Genomic DNA, 16,837 nt, shown 5'->3' on the forward strand with positions numbered 1-16,837 from the left:
AAGATAGAAAAACTTGAGAAAGGTGGTTTCTATGCAACTCAATACAATTCAAACATTAGAATTAGAGGAACAAAACTTGCTTTCTTTTTTACAACAACATCACGCACCACTACATGAAACCTATCAACAAATGATTCAAAAAGGACGAGCTGGTATACTGGAACGATTACTCTCATCCTTCATACGTGAAAATATATGTAGTATGACAGAGACTGGGATTTTGCTTCGCAAACATAAAGGAATGTTTTCTTCATTTTCAGAACGGTATTGCCCAGATTATTTACTAGATTATATAAATACTCACACTCATCAATTTGACGAGTTTTCAATGATACAAGGGCTATATTTCAAGAAGCAAAACGCATACCTGCTTATACCGATTCGACACATATATGCTTTTGAACGACCAGTTATCAGTGGACCATATATTCTCGTATCATCATCAAATGAAAAAGAAATTACGCATCCGAATGAAGTATTGGCTTTGCTCATGCAAGAAGATTGGCAAGGATCTCCTACTTATTTTCATATGTTTGAAGACGATGTTACAAATAGCGCTGCTAATTTAGCACTTGCTTATACATTTCATGAACAAATTGAAAATACTTCAACGCTACAAGCTGCTACTCAGGCACGAGATTCTTATGCCTTTTTCGAACAGCTCGTTATAGAAGGACACCCTTGTCACCCTGGTGCCAAAATGAGGAAGGGCTTAAGCCCAGAAGAAACATTAGCTTATTCAGCGGAGTTTAAAAATATCATTCCACTCTGCTTTGTCGCTGTACACCAAAATTACATAAGCTCAGCTTTTATGGAAGAACAAAATTGGAATGCAGTATTATTCTCTTTTGAACCTGCACTTCAAGTAGAAGCCGAACTAAAGCTTGGTGATAAACTAGACGACTATATCCTATTACCAATTCACCCTTGGCAAGCTACTCATACGTTACGTGAAATTTATAGCACTGAACTTGAAAAACAAATGATTATTTTATTGGATTATAAAGCAAAATATTTGGCGGGGATGTCATTTCGGACGATCTTTCCTGCAAAGTATGATACGATTAGACCCCATTATAAACTAACAACAAATATTCATTTAACCGGGGAAGTACGAACATTATCAGAACAAACAATTCATAACGGACCAATTATGAGCACCATTTTAAAACAAATTGTTACGCAAGATAAAATGATTGATGGAAATCGTTTTGTTCCCATTATGGAGCGAGCTGGCGTTCATTTTCTTCATCCAAATGACATAGGCGAAGAATACCAAACATTACGGAGTGAAAACCTCGCTTGCGTCATTCGTGATAATATTCATGCTTATGTGAATCAAGATGAATGGGCTATCGTCGGATCTGCTCTTGTCGCTTCTGTGCACGGTACAAATAAACCAGTCATAATAGAACTAATTGAATTATACAAAGAGAACTATGACCTATCATTACAAGATGCGGTTGTTCAATTCATAGAGAAATATGTAACAAATGCCCTTACCGGTTTTATCCCGCTAATGGTAAAATACGGAATCGGTTTAGAGGGTCACCTGCAAAACACAGTTCCTGTCTTTAAAAAAGATGGGACACCGGATCGACTACTCGTACGTGACTGGGAAGGTATTCGTGTTCATCGCAACCGTTTACAAAATGCAGGATTTGATTTGAACATGTTTCATCACAAATCAAGAATTTTAGTAGATGATGAGAAAAGTATGCGGAATAAAGTGTTCTACTCTGTCATGCAAAATCACTTTGGGGAATTATTTTTGCATATCAGTCAGTTCTATGAATTTGATGAACAACTGCTATGGAATATAGTAAAACAAGTCTTACACAATATTTTTGTAGATTTACAAGAAGATGCTAACTACAAAGAGTGTGCAATATCTGACTATGCTATCTTTTTTGCAAATCAAGTAGATTATAAAGCTTTAACTCTTATGCGGATGATGGGAGAAGCTCATGCTTATTATTATGTAAAAGTTAAAAACCCATTAAGTGATTGAAATAGAAACAAATTCTTTTGATCTCTGTTTAAACGAACAAAAAGAAAGAGCGTGTTTTGAAAAAGATTTAATCAAAACACGCTCTTAACATATTCTAATGCATTACTCTTTTGTAAAAAAATTCATTTTTTTGTTCAACTGAAACACTCGTTAATTGAACAAGGTTTTGTCATTCTATTAATCAACATTGTACTGATGCCTTAACGAAGAGCCATTACTATAAAATGATGACTCTTCGTTATTTTTTTCAGTGAACGGATTTCGGCTAAATCTCCAAAAGTATAATTCATCTGTTTCTTTATACATTTCCGCTCCTAATTTTTCTAATACCTTGTGCGATGGAATGTTATCTTTATCAGTATCAGCAATAACGTACATAACACCCATCTAATTTAACAACCAGTTTTTCATAGTATTAACGGTTTCCGTCATATAGCCATTTCCTTGATATTCAGGAAGAGTATAATAACCAATTACTACTTCACCATTTTCATTTGGAAGACCTTTTAAGATGATTCCTCCAACATTACAGTTTTTATCTTTCGACACAATTAACCAATTGGTATACCATATATAATTCTCCTTATCGATTAACAGCTTTGAAAGCCTTGTTTCCATAGCTTGTTTAAGTTCTAGGCTAAGAAATCTATTTGATTCACTTAAAGATAACCTTAGTTCCATTTTCTTTGGATTATCAATAAGTAATTTCAAATTTTCTGCACTCAAAGGAATTAGTCTTAATCTTTCAGTGTTTAATTCAATCATTTTTACACTCCTATCATAATTTGTACGCCATTTTAAATAGGCAAAAACAAATTTTAAAATAGGTATATGTTATTGGCAGCTACCCCCATTATATGTAATCCAAAATAAAGGAAGCATCACACTTTGCAATCCATTATTACGGGTTACTTAAGTTTATCGTTCCAGAAATATCCTGTAAACTCTTTCCACAATTCATCCCCTTCGTATCATATTCATTACATCTCATTTGCAAATCGTGATAATTTCGATTTACTGTCAAAATTCTTTTTTGTATCATTTACGATATAACAAGAAATGTATGAAAACTGGGATATATTCCATGACCCTATCCCTCCATTTACGACTGCTTATAAAAAAACTCCCCTTTCTCCTCATGACGCTGAGAAAGGGGAGCTCATAAATAAAGCTTTCTTTATCTCTTACCAATAGCCAATCGTATCTATCATCTTGAATTCTTCTTTAAAGGAGAATACGGAGTACACTAAGCTTGCACTCCTTCATATTTTAAAATATCCTGATATTCTTTTTCCAATTCATCTAATGTTAATTCATACAACTGTTTATTTAGTACTTTGTATACACCTACATCAAGCAACTTCTCAATCAATTGTTTCTTCCGTTTCTCTACTGCATAACGAAGCCCATAATTCATTCTTTTTCCAAACTCCTTTCGACCATTCACCAATCATAACCTTTATCAGTTATAAAATAGGTTTTTAGGAAGTGTAATTATCACCTAAATGATTTACTACATGAACGTTTTGTGGCCACATTATACATATATATGCCCCAAAAAAAGATCTCATGACAATTTTTAAGATTTTTTTGAGCGTCCTACTTCTTATGTTTAGACTATTGTCTAATCACTTCATTAATCAAATCATTTGCTAGAAAGTTTCCTTCTTAATAGAGCTTTGCAACTATATTTTTATAACCATGATCATTACAATTTTGACTTAATTTATATATATCCACTTTGATTTTTTAACATCTAAGTTGCCGTTATGTAAAACAAAAAGTGATACGCTACTTGTTTGCTCCCTTTGTTTTCACATTGCCTGTGGCAGAAAAGGGCCTTGACCGCTCCAAGCACGGCCAGACGCTTTCGCCCATCTAAAAAAAGTGGTTTTTATGTTGGTTTTTCAAGTTGTATTTATATATTTATGTAACAGGAAATGAGGGTGTAGATCTAATCTTAATGACCCGACCAAATTTCGCAGTCGTCTCTGCCACATTCCTATATAGTTTGATATAAACAATATGGAGAAGCAAATAATTTTTCTTCTTCTCCTTACTTTAGATAGCACCTTAGAAATCTAATAAGATATAATATTTACAAGAGATTGTATTTGTTGGAAAAAGAATGAGTTTACTTTAAACGGGGATGTAACTACAGAAGGGATGAAACCGATGGAAATTACAATGATTCAAAAACCATTAAAATGGGATTTAACCTACAACTTTCCGTATATGAAGAATACATACACTGCAAAAGCAAATCGCGTTATTCTTCCTGTAAGAAGAAAAATTACTCTCTACAGAGAAAAAGAGATCGTTGCAAGCGGAACAGAAACCAACTTCATATATGTATTATTGAAATTTGTTCCATTTATTAAGAGTTTTATCCCTTCCAAATTTAGGATACAACTTTGTAATGCGAATGTCGGTCAGCTTATTGATAAATTTGATATCGTACAGGATTCTTGGGAAGCAATTGTGCACCAAGAGTACTATAAAATCTACCAACATACACATGGATTTGAAGGAAATTATTACTCTATCTTCAAGAATGATGAACAAGTTGGCTCAGTACATAAAAGCTCCTATACAGAGTGGGAAGCACACACATACAAAGGAAAGTTTGATGATGACACAGATGAAATTCTAAATATGCTGTTCATGGTTTATATTGATGTATTATGGAATACAGTAGATTTTAATAATGAGATTTACTCTAACACAAGAGAAGCACAATGGGGATTAGATCGTACTTTGGGTAAGAAAATGGACAAAGAATGGAGTCCCAGAAAAGAAGCAAACTAAAGCGGAACTTCCATCAGTAGGTTTTTTTCATCCCCCGCTGATGGAAAGCCCACCCAATCGGACATATGTCAGCAATTATTCCAGCTACCTTCCTCGTTTCCCTCTAAATCTTGCGATGGGGGTTACTGCCCACAAGTAGCAGGATAAAAGGCAGCCACCACGAAAGCTCCCTTTTACATATTACTTATCTCTGCGTTCATCACCCTCACAAGTACAATCTAAATTCTCTATATCAACAGACCAACTTATAATTGTGGCACTTCCTGCTTCTTTCCAAGAATCTACCTCTTCCAGCACACGTTTAATATTAAGAGTGCCTTCCGCATAAAGCGATTGATAAAATAAACGGTCGTCTTCAAATATCTGTTCTCTACATTCAACGATTTTATCTGTTGCTATCACAATATGATTTGTTCCTCTCTGTAATTCACGAACTCCAGATGTAAAACAAGGCGTTTCTACTGCAAAAATGTTTGGTCTACCAATTCGCTCATAAAACTGTTGTTCATTTAAACGGCCCTGTTTGCATTGTTGTGACTCTTGTTGAAATAAATAAATGAAGCACTCTCCTACTGACAACCAATACACAAACTGGTCTTTTCGAAAACAAATGAGACAATCTGTTTGTTCTGGCATCTTCTCACTTTTTTTAATAAATGTTTCATCTGTAAATAACGATAATAAATACATGTGTGTATGATGAAAAACTAAATGATTTGGATATGAAAACAGTTGTAGTAATTTCTCTTTTCTTTCACAAATTATATCTATAATAAACTTTGCCCTTTCAATAGTATGCTCGGCATCAAAAATCATCACAAATTCCCATGAACCATGTGGATCATACCAAGCAAGCACAGCATCTTCATTTGTATTCCCGTCATATAATCCGATAGAAAGAGGACCTAACTTTTCAATATGAATTTCATTTAAATACGCTTTTTCATCACCAAGCCATTTAAAGGTATGTGCAGCCTTCATCCCCATCCCTCGTTTCATTGTGATTTTAAGATAAGCTTATATTATCTACTAAAAAAAAGATACTTTTTCAATGAAAAATTTTGCAAATAAAACCATATATATCTTTACAAACAATTATATCGTATAATACGATATAAAAAAGGAGTTGGAATTATGCAAATAAATAAACATTGGGAAACAATTTATTTTTATCTCCGTCATGAGTATGAAGAAAATTTAACTCACCAAGCCATTCGTATTTTACAAATGATTTCTCGCCAAGAAGCCCAAACCATTAGTGCAATCGCAGCAAAACTGCAACTCTCACATAACACTGCTTCTGAACATATTAAACGATTAATTCAAAAAGAGTTTGTCATAAAGGAGCGTAGTCAACAGGATGAACGAGTTGTAATTGTAAAGCTAACAGAAAAAGGACAACGAGCATTAGCTACACACACATTGCTCGATGAGGCAAAACTAAAACAAATAGAAAAGAAATTATCTGAAGAAGAAAAAGAACTGATTCAATCTGCATTCGAATTATTAGCAAAGGAGGCTTACGATGTCTTTTATCATTAAAGTGATCGTCTCTGCACTTATTATTGGGGGCGTTACGGAAGTTGCCAAACATTATAGTACACTTGGCGGCTTCATTGCCGCACTTCCGTTAATTAGTTTGCTCAGTTTATTTTGGATTTCTGTTGAAGGTGGTTCACGAGAAAAATTAAGTGATTTTGCACTTGGCGTGTTATATGGATTCCCTGCATCAGCCTTACTTTTATTCATTGTTTATTTAGGGTTTCGCAACTCATTTTCACTTAGCACTTCTATTTTATTCGGTATAGGAGTATGGGGAATATTATTAGCGTGTCAGAGATATTTTCAAACTTAAGGAGGCGTTTTTTTGATTACGCATGTAGATGTTTTCGAAAAAAAAGTTGAAGTGCTGATAACAGGACAAGGTAAACAAACTGTTTTGATTCAAACCGGGATGTTTTGCTCCTTTTATAATTGGATAAAAATTGCAAATGAACTTTCCCCATACTACAAAGTTGTTTTGTTTCATCGACCTGGCTACGGGACTAGCGAATTAAATGGGAAAGAGCGGACAACTGGGCAAAACGCGGATGAATTACGAGAATTGTTACATGTTTTACACATCCAAGAACCGATTATTTTAGTTGGGCATTCTTATGGCGGTTTATGTGCACAACATTTTACGATGCTTTATCCTAAACTAGTTACTACGCTTGTTCTCGTAGATTCAACATCTATGAATCTGCACCGCTTAGATGAACTCGACTTACCTACATTAGATGAGACAGATTCAGATGAAAAATGGATTGAAAAATGCTTATACTATGCCGATTTAAATACCGCCCAATTACAACAAGAAGTATTCCCAAAACTAACAACTGCACAAACGACATTACCTGTTGAAATCCAAAAACTATTGCTATCTTTTTCAATCTCTTCAGCCCTTTATAAAGCCGTTTCCTCAGAAATCATACATTGGAAAGATTGTGCTCAAAAGATGAAGAGTATGCAACTATTCCCTAACATACCATTAATAATTATTGGAAGAGATGCCCATCATTCTATCCAACTAGCAGTACAAGATGGTATTCCTTATGAAGAAGCCGTATCCTTAGAAACTGTATGGCAAGAACTGATTCATGAACAAACTACACTTTCAAAACAAAGCCACCTTTTTGTTGCTGCTAAATCGGGACACTCTATTGAGGTAGATCGACCTGATATTATAATTGAAGAAATAAAAAATTTACATAAATTGTAAAAAAGAAGAGGAAAGCAGTATCCTTCCTACTTTCCTCTTCCTATTATTCAAAGTCTTCTTCTAGCTCTTCAACATCATAAAACAAGTTCCCAGTACTTACATGAATAGGACCGTTTGCGACATCAACACGTAATACCCATGCCCATGGCACAGATAATCTTCCATGCAATGCCCGCCAGAAAGCCATTGACTTTCTTTCATAGTCTTCGAATTCTTCAAGCATTTCTTTGTAGGAGGCACCGTCTAATTGAATATTCGCTTCCATTAAACGTGAAAAGGCATAATGCTTTAGTTCCAGTTCTGCAGCAACTTCCATTTCTTCAGGTGTTGCCATACCAATAATCGTTCCGTCAGGTGGTAAAATCTCATACACGTTGTAAACTTCTACAGTTTCTCCTGGCATGGATGAAAATCGATTGTTTTTCTCGAACATATGAACAGCCTCCTTTTTTAAAAAAACTTTTGTATTCCAGCCATTTATTTCTATAACTGCTCTATCATCTCCTGCTTTTTTCGTCAATCTTCATACATTCTTTACAAAGCCTTCTTTCCAAATTTGTTCTACTTGAACAAGTTGATTTTCTGTAAATGTCAGTTTATATATATCAGGCATCTGTAGTTCCTTCCAAAATGAAAAATCGTATTTGGAATCGAAATAATTCATGATAAGGACCATAATATTTCCATGTGTTCCTATTACAATATTTTTCCCTTTATGTTTCTCTAGAATTTTCATTATACAAGAAACTCCGCGCTCCTGAGCGATAACATTCGACTCCCCACCTTCTAAATGAAACGTAGGGTCTTCCCATACTTTTGTAATAGCTTGTTCAAAATCTTGAACAGGCTGCAAACTTAATAAACGCTCTCTTACATCTTCCTCTAATTCCATTGATAATTGAAAATGCTCGGCAACCCCTTCTACCGTCTGAATAGCCCTTTTATATGGACTAGCAATTACAACATCTATAGACTCATCTTTCAATACTTCTGTTACTCTCTCTGCAGCTTGCCAACCTTTCTCAGATAATGGTCTTTCCCTCTCATCTGGTGTATATGTAGAATGCGCATGCCGTACAAAATAAATAGTAGTCATTCCCTTGTCCCCTTTTACTTTATTTATCACTTTTTATCTGTATTTATCCAAGTTTAATAATAATGTGATATCATACTTTACTTAGAAAAAAAGCATGATGTTTTATTCGAACACCATGCTTTTTCTGTTTACATAATAAAATTATAAGATTAAAAACTTTACGAATAATAGATTTTGTAAATTTTACTTCCCGTGGTGTAACATGAAATCACTTACTTCTTCTTCAATATGGTCTAACTTGGCAATTCCTTCTTTCCACTTATGAATATAGCGTGTTACGCCTATAATGAAAGAAACAAAAAGAGAAGAAAGAATAACTCCATATACAGCACTAACCGTACTCATTACGACACTTCCTTGTAATTGGATTATGATACTAGTATACTCCTTTTTTTCTCCAAATGTAGGAAGTTCATATTTTTGTAACAATGACTGTTCATTTTTATGACATAGATACTCCCTCTTGATGCCCAATATCCTTCCATTGCTTCGTTCCAAAGAAAACAACAACAAACAGTCCAAACGCAGATATGAAAATAACAGTGGATGCTGGTATATAGTCTAAAAGTACACCATACAAAATTGTTCCAAGAGGCATAATTGCGGTTGCAATCGTTTCAATTAATCCGGATACACGTCCTAAATATTCAGGTACCGTCGTTTTTTGAACGTACACTTGCATTGGAACATTAATTGTGATGAGATTCACCCCAAATAGAATCATAAGGGTAATATAATATATGAAAATCATTGTTTTAGATAATGAAAGAAACATTGGTAATGCAATACAAAACAATAAAGCTGTTAGTATGAAAAGGTTCCTGCGAATCGTCTGAAACTTATTTGTTGCCTCCGCTCGAACGGATAAAATAATAGAGGCCATTAACATCCCAACCGCAAACATTCCTTCAATTATGCCAAATTGCTGAGAAGAAAGTGATAATTTTTGAACAATAATATACGGAAGTGAGACCGTAATTGCACAAAAAAAGAAATTGATCCAAAGTAACAGTTTCAGCATCGAAAAAAGATCACTTTGCTTTTTCACATATATAAAACCTTCTTTTATGCTCGTTAAAAAATGATCCTTATCTTCTTTTTTGTTTGCTTTATACAAATCAAAGACCATAAATACTTCTACCATCGCCGCCAAAGCAAATGTAATACCATTTAGTAAGAAAAAGAATTTTATAGAAAATAAGCCGTATACTAGACCACCAATAACCGGTCCTAAAATCGTTGCAAGCGATGTAGCTGTTTGGTTTAATGAATTTGCTTTTTGAATACGTGTTGTATCAACTAGAGATGGAATTGAAGATGTTAAAGCAATAGAGAAAAAGCTTGCGCATATTGATAACAGTGCTGCGGATACATAGATGAAGATTAATGAAAGTCCAAATGAAGTGGAAAGCAAAAACATGGTGAACATAATAAGAGCGCTTAATAAATCTGCTCCAACAGCGAGCTTCTTCCGGTTAATTCGGTCTGCTGCTGCTCCGGCAATTGGTCCGCTAATCAAACGCGGAACGGAACCACAAACAAGTGTAATTGCGAATCCCATGCCAGATCCTGTCGTTTTTAAAACGTACAGTCCCATTGCAAACGTATAAATATTTGCCCCAAGTATTGATGATAATTTTCCGATCATCATCAATACAATATTTCGCGTCGCCATTTTCAATCGTGTATTATCTTGATTTTCTAATACACCTTCCATACAATCACTCTCCCCTCAAAAGTTAAATTATGTTAAACTTATTATATAATCAATTCTCAGAATTTGACAACAAAAGTTTAATTATATTTAACTTTTTTATAAAAGGAGAAGTTCCATGGCTACTCTCGGAGAAAAAATACGGACATTACGAAAAGAAAAGAAACTTACCCAATCTGAACTTGCTGGGACAGAACTAACAAAAAGTATGCTCAGTCAAATTGAAAATGGGAAAGCGACTCCTTCTATGAAGACTCTTCATTATCTCGCTGACAAACTCGGCTGCGATGCAAGCTTTTTATTAGAAGAAGAAGCTAGTGAACTTGCTGCTCTTGTACAAAAGATGGAACAATATATACAAGATATGCGTTTCAAAGAGGTATACGAAATCCTTCATCCTATTGTGCATGATGAATTGCCGTCTACATTAAATGCTGCACGTTTGTATAAACAATATGCACGAGTAGTAACTTATACAGGAAACTACGATGTACATACATATATCGAAAAAGCAATCATCATTTTTGAAAAATATGCTTTATATCGAGAAAGTACAGAAACAAAGCTTATCGCCTACCATTCATTGTTTCGGCACAAAAAATTTAATGAATGCTTTCAATTAATTCATTCTTTGCGTGATGAATATAAAGAAAAACTTTTAGAGATGGACTTAATCATGCAAATTAACCTTTTTTTGTATGAAGCTTTTATATTATTAGCACTTGGAAATTATGAGGAATGTAAAGATATCCTTTTACAAACACTTGATTTTTCTAAAAAAAATCAAGTGTACTATAAAATGGATGATTTTTATCGTATTTTATCTTTTCAAGCTATATTAGTTAAAGATACAGAAGGATATTTACACAATTTAGAGAAATCAAAGCAATTTGCCATCTTTACAGAAAATACGGTGTCATTAACCACCCTTCATCTCTTGGAAGCTTATTTTCATAATACGATCACGAAACAATATGAAGCCGCGCTTTCTCATATTGAAACATATGGAAAAGAGCTTATCACAAAATTAGAACCCGAAAAAAACGGTTTTTATTTTCTGGAAAAAGGAAAAGCATTATATGGTCTAGGGCGTTATCATGAAGCATTACATGAGTTAGAGCAAGTGACAATCCCTACTTATACGCACCATCCAATAGACCAAGCATTATTGACTACAGCAGGCTCATTTCGTGCACTATGCTATATGCACCTAGAAAATAAAAAACAAGCACTGTATGAAGCAAAACAAGCACACAATGCTATGCAAGATTACCATGCTCCGGTGTTCAATTCTTTCACTGAAGAAACATTACAAATGATTCAAAAACTTTAAACTCTCTACCAATTGGTATATTATTCCTTGTATTTAGAAAAAATAATAGTACAAGAAAACTTCCATCTTGATGATTTACCAATCGGATACAGAGAGGAGTTTGACAATGAACACTCAAAGAGCAAAAGAAATTTCAGAGTCAATGGAACAAACAAGTGTAACATTTCAAGGAATGTCTGTTATGATTCAACATGTCGATGAAACAAATGAAACTGCACGCGTATACGAAGCAACGAATCCAAATCGTGAACTTACTGTTCCAATAAACAGCTTAGAGGAAATATGAGAGCTCCCACTTCATTTTATTTTGAAGTGGGGGATTTTTTATTTTCAACACTTGTAGGTAATTATTCCATTAAGGAACTTTCTTATTTCCGATGTAACTATAAAAAAACCGCTCTTTTTAAGGGGGACAAGAGCATCTGACCGTGTTAGATGCGGTCAGGGTCTATTTCTGCCACATGCGATGTTTAAAACAAAGAGAGAAAAACAGTAGCGTTCATGTTGTGTTCTGCATAGCAGCGACTTATATGTCAAGAAAGGAAAATGGATATATATTTCTCTCTTGCTTCATTTTACATTCATTACGGTAAATGAAATTAATATTTAATTCAAATAAAAATAACGAACTATTCAGATTTTCGTGATAAACTAAAAAGAAAAATTTGTAACTACTCAGCCATACATTTCATTTAGAAGTTTGGTAAGGGGGATGATTCCAGTAAAAAATACACTTACCTATATTATTTTCATTTTTCAGCATGTAAATTGCTGCTATGAAGATACAAATGGCAATGTTCCCTGCTGCATCTCTTTGTTTTCAAACATTGCGCGTGACAGAAAAAGGCCCTGACCGCTCCTATACATCGCCAGTCCCTCCCAGACCATTTAAAAAAATGCTTTTCTTCCTTTTTTCATAGAGCGACTGAATAGTTACAAAAATTTAAAGTAAAGGGGAAATACAATGAACAAAGCTCCATACTATGCTGTCATTTTCACTTCGCAACTATCATCTGAAACTGCCGATTATGAAATCGTCGCAGATGAAATGGTAAAGCTAGCCGCTGAGCAACCCGGATTTATCGATGTTGAAAGTGTCCGTAATGAAACTGGATTTGGTATTACTATTTCATACTGGGAATCGCTTGAAGCAATCAAGCAGTGGAAAGAACACGCTGCCCACACCATTGCCAGAAAAAGAGGTAGAGAACAATGGTATGAACAATTTCATACCAGAATTTGTCTCGTTGAAAGAGAATATCGTATTACAAAGGGAGAATCTTAATCTATGAAACAGAAAATTGCTCTTCTTCTTCTACATGAAATATACGGAGTCAATCAACATATGGAGCATGTTATTCGTACATTTTCCTCTTCTACTATTGATGTTATTTGTCCAAATTTATTATATCGCTCTCTTCCTTTTCATTACGATGAGGAATCAGAAGCATATTTATATTTTATTAAAAACGTTGGATTGCAACAGGGGAAACAACAAATTGAAGATACGCTCACTAAACTACGAAATAACTATACGTATGTAGGAGTTCTCGGATTTAGCGTTGGCGCAACAATAGCTTGGTTATGTAGCGAAGATTCTAGAATTGATTTTGTTATTGGATGTTATGGTTCACGTATTCGTGATTACACAAATATTGTACCGAAATGCCGGACGCTTTTATTATTCCCAGCAAACGAAACTAGCTTTTCGGTTTCTACTTTAATTGAAAATTTACAAAGTAAAGGTCATTCACGTCTCCATATAAAGCAACTTAATGGAGAACATGGATTTCTTGATCCATTTTCAAAAGCTTACAACGAGGAAGCTGCGAATCAAGGGGGTGAGATGATCCGTTCGTTTCTTAAAAACATAACAGAGATGTAGGACCTACTCCTCTGTTATGTTTATTTTAACCCCACGTTTTTTGAAGTTCATATACCTTCCATTTATAGTTCATAAATGTGTAGTATTCTTGAATTACAACATATTCCTTCGTATCCGTTTTAACAACATAAGTATGATCACCTTTATATATAACGCTCTTTACGTTTTTATTTTCAAATTCATCTTTTAATTCTTTTTCTTGCAAAATCCCTTCTGCATGAACACGATTTAAAACATTGTAGGGTGAAAAAATAGAGATTCCAAGCAGAATCAAAATTGTTACAACACTAGTAATACAAATTATTTTAAACTATTTCATTTTTGCCCTTTCAACATAAAATAGTTTTTATCTATCGTTATCTTCCCCTTCATCCGTGCGTTCTTCCCTATCTTCCTGCTCTTTATGAAATTCCACACGCGATTGTGCGCTAATGGAATCAAATGGCGTGTAGTAAATTTGAGGTGTCACTTTTTGAACACGCATTTTATATACAGTAAATCCTATTACAACACAGAGAAAAAGCATAAACATAACAACTCCGCTTGCTAGTATAATCATGGCATCCTCCCCAAGTAATCGTTATACTACAAAGTTCGATATAATCTGAAATACTCCTCTTTCTAAAAACTGAAACTTCTATTAAAAAGAAGGTTCGCTATTATATCGACAGAAATAAACGCAACAAAAACACCGCTATGACTCCCGTTAGTACAGCTCCCAATAAGCTACGTGTGAAAATCGCAACAAGGAAGGTTGGAATAGCTGCTACTACATAATCTACTTTCATCGTTTCATGCATAAATAACGTTTGTGCCAACAATGCGGCTAATATTGCAATTGGAATATTATTAAGCCATTTCAATCCCCATTCTGGAATTTCTACTTTACTTAATACAAGCAGTGGTAAAACTCTCGGAAGCAATGTGACAATCGCAGATCCGAGCACAACAAGTAATAAATCCCATCTTACTTCCATTTTTCAATCACCACCCCAATTGTCGCTGCTGCAAGTGTAGCAATAATAACAGCTACGTTATTTGATACAAAGAAATGGGCACCGTATGCAATGATCATAGATGCAATGGCAACGCAAAGATGGACAAATATCTTCGGTCGATTGCTTACAAGTTGTAAAACAAATAAGCCAATAAACATTGCGGGAATCGCATAATCCATCCCGTATGTGTGCGGATCTGGTATCCAGTCTCCTAAAATACCGCCAATGACATTTGCGACTACCCAATTCAGATAACCTGTCAAATTTAAACCGAGCATCCATTTTTCACTTATATATTGCTTTCCTGTTACATGCTGGGCTGCAACACCAAATGTTTCATCAGTAAGCTGCGAACCAATCACTATGTTTTTCCAAACTGATACTTTTTTTAAATAGGGAGCTAATGCTGCACTCATTAAAAAATGCCTTAAATTCACGAAGAAAACTGTAAAAATAATAGTAGAAGCCGGTGCGCCTGCTACAAACATTCCAGCCATAATAAACTGTGCCGAACCTGCATAAATGAGTAAAGAAATAAGTGCAATTTCTGTTAATGAAAATCCTGCTGTTTTTTCAATAACACCTGATGCAACCCCGATACTTAAATAACCAAGAACTGTCGGCAAACAGTCTTTCACGCCTTGCATAAACGTGTCATCTTGCGCCTGCAAAACTGTTGCTCGCTCCACCTCAATCCCTCCTTCAAAATCGCATCCTTCCACTTCCCGGCACCTATCTAGATTTACTAATCCTTAACACTGACTTTAGTCGTTATAGTTATACCTACTAATATAAAAAAAGAATCTAACGTAGCCAAGAACATTCTGAATATTCAACAAAATAAGACGGCTTTTATAGTCGTCTTATTCCATTTTAATCTTTCAATATATAAGTCACTACTATGCAGAATACATCATGTAATTCGCACTTGCTTTCTCCTTTTGTTTTAAACCTTGCATGTTGGTAGGGAAAAGCACTGACCGTTTCTATGCGCGGCCAGAGGCTCTCTTCCTTGCTAAACAGACAGAGGTTTTTAGCTTATATATAAAGATTGTCCCATTTTCATATACTAACAACCCTTCTTAATTTGCAGCATCGTATTCCCATTCTTTTGAAACTCATATGGGGCCTGAACCTCCGCTACTTTGCATCCTTTGTTTCGTAAATTTTCTATGAGTTCGTCTAAAAATTCATATCGTTCACCCTTTAAATCGATACAGGGGAAAATTCTAATTTCTTGTTTCGCAACGCGGAGCAATTCTGTAATCGTATTAACATGAAAGTCATAATCGAAGCGATCGCCATACATGAATAAAAAGTGTGCTGATAAAACCATATCAAATTCTTCATCTTGAAAAGGTAGCTTTGGTAACGTAGCATACACATACTTCTCTGGATTATATTTCATGTCCACTCTGCAAACTTGAAGTGCTTCTAAACGGTGCTTCTGTAAATCTTCTACACTAGAAAAATAATTCCATATGTAATTATCTTTTGCTTTTTCTATATGTTCCATCGTATGTATTACATCTTGTAATCCTTTTTCATATAATGCTTCCCCATCAAATTGATAGACAACATCACAAGCTGTTACATCTCCGCCCCTTGCATTTGCGACTGCAGTAAATGAACAAGCACCAGCTGGACAATCTAGTATTTTCTTATTTTGTATGTCCTCATCACATAATTGGAACATATCACAATATTCTTCAAACGTACGACCAATAAATACAACTCTTTCAATATCTAATTTCATTTTCTTCACTCCCCCTTCCTTATTTTAACATAAAAAAACTCAATACTATTACATTCACTTCCAATTGAACTACCCCCACCTAAAACCCGTCTAACTTTATGGGGGCCATTCATGTGCGCTTGAGGTGGGGGTCTTCTCGCCAAATATGATAAACCCTAATGGTCTTATATCATATTTCCATCTATGAGTGCATTCTGTTAATATGTATCCTATTTTTCTTATTAAAAAGCCTAATTTCTCAATTTATTGTAGATGGTCTTATCCCTGTCAAGTAGACAATATAAAAAAGCTATGCAGCTAGTGCGTGTCTAAACTCAATCGGCGCACGCTGATTGAGTTTAGATTGAAATCGTTGATAATTATAATAGTAAATATAATCTTCGACGGCTTGTCTTAACTCACTTTCTGATTTACACTGGTGTAGATACAACTTCTCTGTCTTGAGGTGCGAAAAGAAGGATTCTACACAGGCGTT

General features: G+C 34.7%; 23 protein-coding genes. 9 read left to right on the top strand and 14 right to left on the bottom strand.

Annotation, left to right across the window (positions count from 1 at the left end):
• Nucleotides 1-31: 31 nt before the first annotated feature.
• Nucleotides 32-2,011 (top strand): IucA/IucC family protein, encoded by a 1,980-nt coding sequence (locus BR72_RS10605; RefSeq protein ID WP_035432787.1) that lies wholly within the window; start codon nt 32-34, stop codon nt 2,009-2,011.
• Nucleotides 2,012-2,188: 177 nt separating this feature from the next.
• On the opposite strand, the gene BR72_RS27075 is transcribed toward BR72_RS10605, so the two are convergent.
• The 3 genes from BR72_RS27075 to BR72_RS10615 all read right to left on the bottom strand — a co-directional run bounded on the left by BR72_RS27075 (nt 2,189) and on the right by BR72_RS10615 (nt 3,428).
• Nucleotides 2,189-2,398, bottom strand: a complete 210-nt coding sequence (locus BR72_RS27075; RefSeq protein ID WP_231559704.1) for a GNAT family N-acetyltransferase — start codon at nt 2,396-2,398, stop codon at nt 2,189-2,191.
• The gene (locus tag BR72_RS27080; RefSeq protein WP_231559705.1) at nt 2,399-2,776 is read right to left on the bottom strand and encodes a GNAT family N-acetyltransferase; all 378 of its coding nucleotides are present in this window, start codon (nt 2,774-2,776) and stop codon (nt 2,399-2,401) included.
• 481 nt (nt 2,777-3,257) lie between these two features.
• A complete protein-coding gene (locus BR72_RS10615) occupies nt 3,258-3,428 on the bottom strand; it encodes a Fur-regulated basic protein FbpA (protein ID WP_035432788.1) in 171 nt (56 codons plus the stop codon).
• 758 nt (nt 3,429-4,186) lie between these two features.
• Between BR72_RS10615 and BR72_RS10620 the strand changes: the two genes are divergently transcribed.
• Nucleotides 4,187-4,819 carry a hypothetical protein gene (locus tag BR72_RS10620; RefSeq protein WP_035432789.1) on the top strand — a complete coding sequence of 211 codons (633 nt, stop codon included), beginning with the start codon at nt 4,187-4,189 and terminating at the stop codon, nt 4,817-4,819.
• A 180-nt stretch (nt 4,820-4,999) separates the two neighbouring features.
• Here the strand turns inward: BR72_RS10620 and BR72_RS10625 are convergent, their stop codons facing one another.
• The gene (locus tag BR72_RS10625) at nt 5,000-5,800 is read right to left on the bottom strand and encodes a hypothetical protein (protein ID WP_035432791.1); all 801 of its coding nucleotides are present in this window, start codon (nt 5,798-5,800) and stop codon (nt 5,000-5,002) included.
• A 150-nt stretch (nt 5,801-5,950) separates the two neighbouring features.
• On the opposite strand from BR72_RS10625, the gene BR72_RS10630 reads away from it, so the two are divergent.
• The 3 genes from BR72_RS10630 to BR72_RS10640 are packed head-to-tail and all read left to right on the top strand — an operon-like array spanning nt 5,951 to nt 7,580.
• Nucleotides 5,951-6,361 carry a MarR family winged helix-turn-helix transcriptional regulator gene (locus BR72_RS10630; RefSeq protein WP_156107937.1) on the top strand — a complete coding sequence of 137 codons (411 nt, stop codon included), beginning with the start codon at nt 5,951-5,953 and terminating at the stop codon, nt 6,359-6,361.
• Nucleotides 6,345-6,674 carry a DUF3147 family protein gene (locus BR72_RS10635; RefSeq protein WP_035432795.1) on the top strand — a complete coding sequence of 110 codons (330 nt, stop codon included), beginning with the start codon at nt 6,345-6,347 and terminating at the stop codon, nt 6,672-6,674. Before BR72_RS10630 ends, BR72_RS10635 begins: the two co-directional genes overlap by 17 nt.
• Before the next feature lie 12 nt (nt 6,675-6,686).
• The gene (locus BR72_RS10640; RefSeq protein ID WP_051957297.1) at nt 6,687-7,580 is read left to right on the top strand and encodes an alpha/beta fold hydrolase; all 894 of its coding nucleotides are present in this window, start codon (nt 6,687-6,689) and stop codon (nt 7,578-7,580) included.
• 43 nt (nt 7,581-7,623) lie between these two features.
• Here BR72_RS10640 and BR72_RS10645 read toward each other — a convergent pair whose 3' ends face one another.
• From BR72_RS10645 to BR72_RS10660, 4 genes are all read right to left on the bottom strand, one after another.
• Nucleotides 7,624-8,013, bottom strand: a complete 390-nt coding sequence (locus tag BR72_RS10645) for a hypothetical protein (protein WP_035432842.1) — start codon at nt 8,011-8,013, stop codon at nt 7,624-7,626.
• Nucleotides 8,014-8,103: 90 nt separating this feature from the next.
• On the bottom strand, nt 8,104-8,676 hold the full coding sequence (locus BR72_RS10650) for a histidine phosphatase family protein (protein ID WP_035432797.1): 573 nt from the start codon (nt 8,674-8,676) through the stop codon (nt 8,104-8,106).
• A gap of 183 nt (nt 8,677-8,859) precedes the next feature.
• Nucleotides 8,860-9,021 carry a hypothetical protein gene (locus BR72_RS10655; protein WP_035432844.1) on the bottom strand — a complete coding sequence of 54 codons (162 nt, stop codon included), beginning with the start codon at nt 9,019-9,021 and terminating at the stop codon, nt 8,860-8,862.
• 97 nt (nt 9,022-9,118) lie between these two features.
• Nucleotides 9,119-10,393 carry an MFS transporter gene (locus BR72_RS10660; protein WP_035432799.1) on the bottom strand — a complete coding sequence of 425 codons (1,275 nt, stop codon included), beginning with the start codon at nt 10,391-10,393 and terminating at the stop codon, nt 9,119-9,121.
• Nucleotides 10,394-10,508: 115 nt separating this feature from the next.
• Here BR72_RS10660 and BR72_RS10665 point away from each other — a divergent pair, with 115 nt between their 5' ends.
• The 4 genes from BR72_RS10665 to BR72_RS10680 all read left to right on the top strand — a co-directional run bounded on the left by BR72_RS10665 (nt 10,509) and on the right by BR72_RS10680 (nt 13,608).
• On the top strand, nt 10,509-11,723 hold the full coding sequence (locus tag BR72_RS10665; RefSeq protein ID WP_035432801.1) for a helix-turn-helix domain-containing protein: 1,215 nt from the start codon (nt 10,509-10,511) through the stop codon (nt 11,721-11,723).
• Nucleotides 11,724-11,829: 106 nt separating this feature from the next.
• Entirely contained in the window at nt 11,830-12,009 is a 180-nt protein-coding gene (locus tag BR72_RS10670) for an H-type small acid-soluble spore protein (RefSeq protein ID WP_035432804.1), read from the top strand.
• A gap of 678 nt (nt 12,010-12,687) precedes the next feature.
• Nucleotides 12,688-13,008 carry an antibiotic biosynthesis monooxygenase family protein gene (locus tag BR72_RS10675; RefSeq protein ID WP_035432806.1) on the top strand — a complete coding sequence of 107 codons (321 nt, stop codon included), beginning with the start codon at nt 12,688-12,690 and terminating at the stop codon, nt 13,006-13,008.
• A gap of 3 nt (nt 13,009-13,011) precedes the next feature.
• Nucleotides 13,012-13,608, top strand: coding sequence for a dienelactone hydrolase family protein (locus tag BR72_RS10680; RefSeq protein WP_035432808.1), 597 nt, complete (start codon nt 13,012-13,014; stop codon nt 13,606-13,608).
• A gap of 25 nt (nt 13,609-13,633) precedes the next feature.
• On the opposite strand, the gene BR72_RS10685 is transcribed toward BR72_RS10680, so the two are convergent.
• The 6 genes from BR72_RS10685 to BR72_RS25560 all read right to left on the bottom strand — a co-directional run.
• Nucleotides 13,634-13,813, bottom strand: coding sequence for a hypothetical protein (locus BR72_RS10685; RefSeq protein WP_035432810.1), 180 nt, complete (start codon nt 13,811-13,813; stop codon nt 13,634-13,636).
• Nucleotides 13,814-13,954: 141 nt separating this feature from the next.
• On the bottom strand, nt 13,955-14,167 hold the full coding sequence (locus BR72_RS10690) for a DUF3951 domain-containing protein (protein ID WP_035432812.1): 213 nt from the start codon (nt 14,165-14,167) through the stop codon (nt 13,955-13,957).
• 100 nt (nt 14,168-14,267) lie between these two features.
• Nucleotides 14,268-14,585 carry an AzlD domain-containing protein gene (locus BR72_RS10695; protein ID WP_035432814.1) on the bottom strand — a complete coding sequence of 106 codons (318 nt, stop codon included), beginning with the start codon at nt 14,583-14,585 and terminating at the stop codon, nt 14,268-14,270.
• Nucleotides 14,576-15,253, bottom strand: a complete 678-nt coding sequence (locus tag BR72_RS10700) for an AzlC family ABC transporter permease (protein ID WP_051957302.1) — start codon at nt 15,251-15,253, stop codon at nt 14,576-14,578. The genes BR72_RS10695 and BR72_RS10700 overlap by 10 nt, the downstream gene beginning before the upstream one ends.
• Nucleotides 15,254-15,675: 422 nt before the next feature.
• Nucleotides 15,676-16,362: a class I SAM-dependent methyltransferase gene (locus tag BR72_RS10705; protein WP_035432818.1), complete on the bottom strand. Its 687-nt coding sequence runs from the start codon at nt 16,360-16,362 to the stop codon at nt 15,676-15,678.
• A gap of 289 nt (nt 16,363-16,651) precedes the next feature.
• On the bottom strand, nt 16,652-16,837 hold a 186-nt coding region (locus BR72_RS25560), incomplete at its 5' end, for an IS3 family transposase (RefSeq protein ID WP_156107938.1).

The organism is Bacillus sp. UNC322MFChir4.1 (assembly GCF_000746135.1).
Taxonomy (GTDB): Bacteria; Bacillota; Bacilli; order Bacillales; family Bacillaceae_G; genus Bacillus_A.

Excerpts from the sequence above, each read along its gene's own strand:
- BR72_RS10605 (WP_035432787.1), top strand. The coding sequence starts at position 32 with ATGCAACTCAATACAATTCAAACATTAGAATTAGAGGAACAAAACTTG.
- BR72_RS27075 (WP_231559704.1), bottom strand. The coding sequence starts at position 2,398 with ATGGGTGTTATGTACGTTATTGCTGATACTGATAAAGATAACATTCCA.
- BR72_RS27080 (WP_231559705.1), bottom strand. The coding sequence starts at position 2,776 with ATGATTGAATTAAACACTGAAAGATTAAGACTAATTCCTTTGAGTGCA.
- BR72_RS10615 (WP_035432788.1), bottom strand. The coding sequence starts at position 3,428 with ATGAATTATGGGCTTCGTTATGCAGTAGAGAAACGGAAGAAACAATTG.
- BR72_RS10620 (WP_035432789.1), top strand. The coding sequence starts at position 4,187 with ATGGAAATTACAATGATTCAAAAACCATTAAAATGGGATTTAACCTAC.
- BR72_RS10625 (WP_035432791.1), bottom strand. The coding sequence starts at position 5,800 with ATGAAGGCTGCACATACCTTTAAATGGCTTGGTGATGAAAAAGCGTAT.
- BR72_RS10635 (WP_035432795.1), top strand. The coding sequence starts at position 6,345 with ATGTCTTTTATCATTAAAGTGATCGTCTCTGCACTTATTATTGGGGGC.
- BR72_RS10645 (WP_035432842.1), bottom strand. The coding sequence starts at position 8,013 with ATGTTCGAGAAAAACAATCGATTTTCATCCATGCCAGGAGAAACTGTA.
- BR72_RS10650 (WP_035432797.1), bottom strand. The coding sequence starts at position 8,676 with ATGACTACTATTTATTTTGTACGGCATGCGCATTCTACATATACACCA.
- BR72_RS10655 (WP_035432844.1), bottom strand. The coding sequence starts at position 9,021 with ATGAGTACGGTTAGTGCTGTATATGGAGTTATTCTTTCTTCTCTTTTT.
- BR72_RS10660 (WP_035432799.1), bottom strand. The coding sequence starts at position 10,393 with ATGGAAGGTGTATTAGAAAATCAAGATAATACACGATTGAAAATGGCG.
- BR72_RS10665 (WP_035432801.1), top strand. The coding sequence starts at position 10,509 with ATGGCTACTCTCGGAGAAAAAATACGGACATTACGAAAAGAAAAGAAA.
- BR72_RS10670 (WP_035432804.1), top strand. The coding sequence starts at position 11,830 with ATGAACACTCAAAGAGCAAAAGAAATTTCAGAGTCAATGGAACAAACA.
- BR72_RS10675 (WP_035432806.1), top strand. The coding sequence starts at position 12,688 with ATGAACAAAGCTCCATACTATGCTGTCATTTTCACTTCGCAACTATCA.
- BR72_RS10680 (WP_035432808.1), top strand. The coding sequence starts at position 13,012 with ATGAAACAGAAAATTGCTCTTCTTCTTCTACATGAAATATACGGAGTC.
- BR72_RS10690 (WP_035432812.1), bottom strand. The coding sequence starts at position 14,167 with ATGATTATACTAGCAAGCGGAGTTGTTATGTTTATGCTTTTTCTCTGT.
- BR72_RS10695 (WP_035432814.1), bottom strand. The coding sequence starts at position 14,585 with ATGGAAGTAAGATGGGATTTATTACTTGTTGTGCTCGGATCTGCGATT.
- BR72_RS10700 (WP_051957302.1), bottom strand. The coding sequence starts at position 15,253 with ATGCAAGGCGTGAAAGACTGTTTGCCGACAGTTCTTGGTTATTTAAGT.
- BR72_RS10705 (WP_035432818.1), bottom strand. The coding sequence starts at position 16,362 with ATGAAATTAGATATTGAAAGAGTTGTATTTATTGGTCGTACGTTTGAA.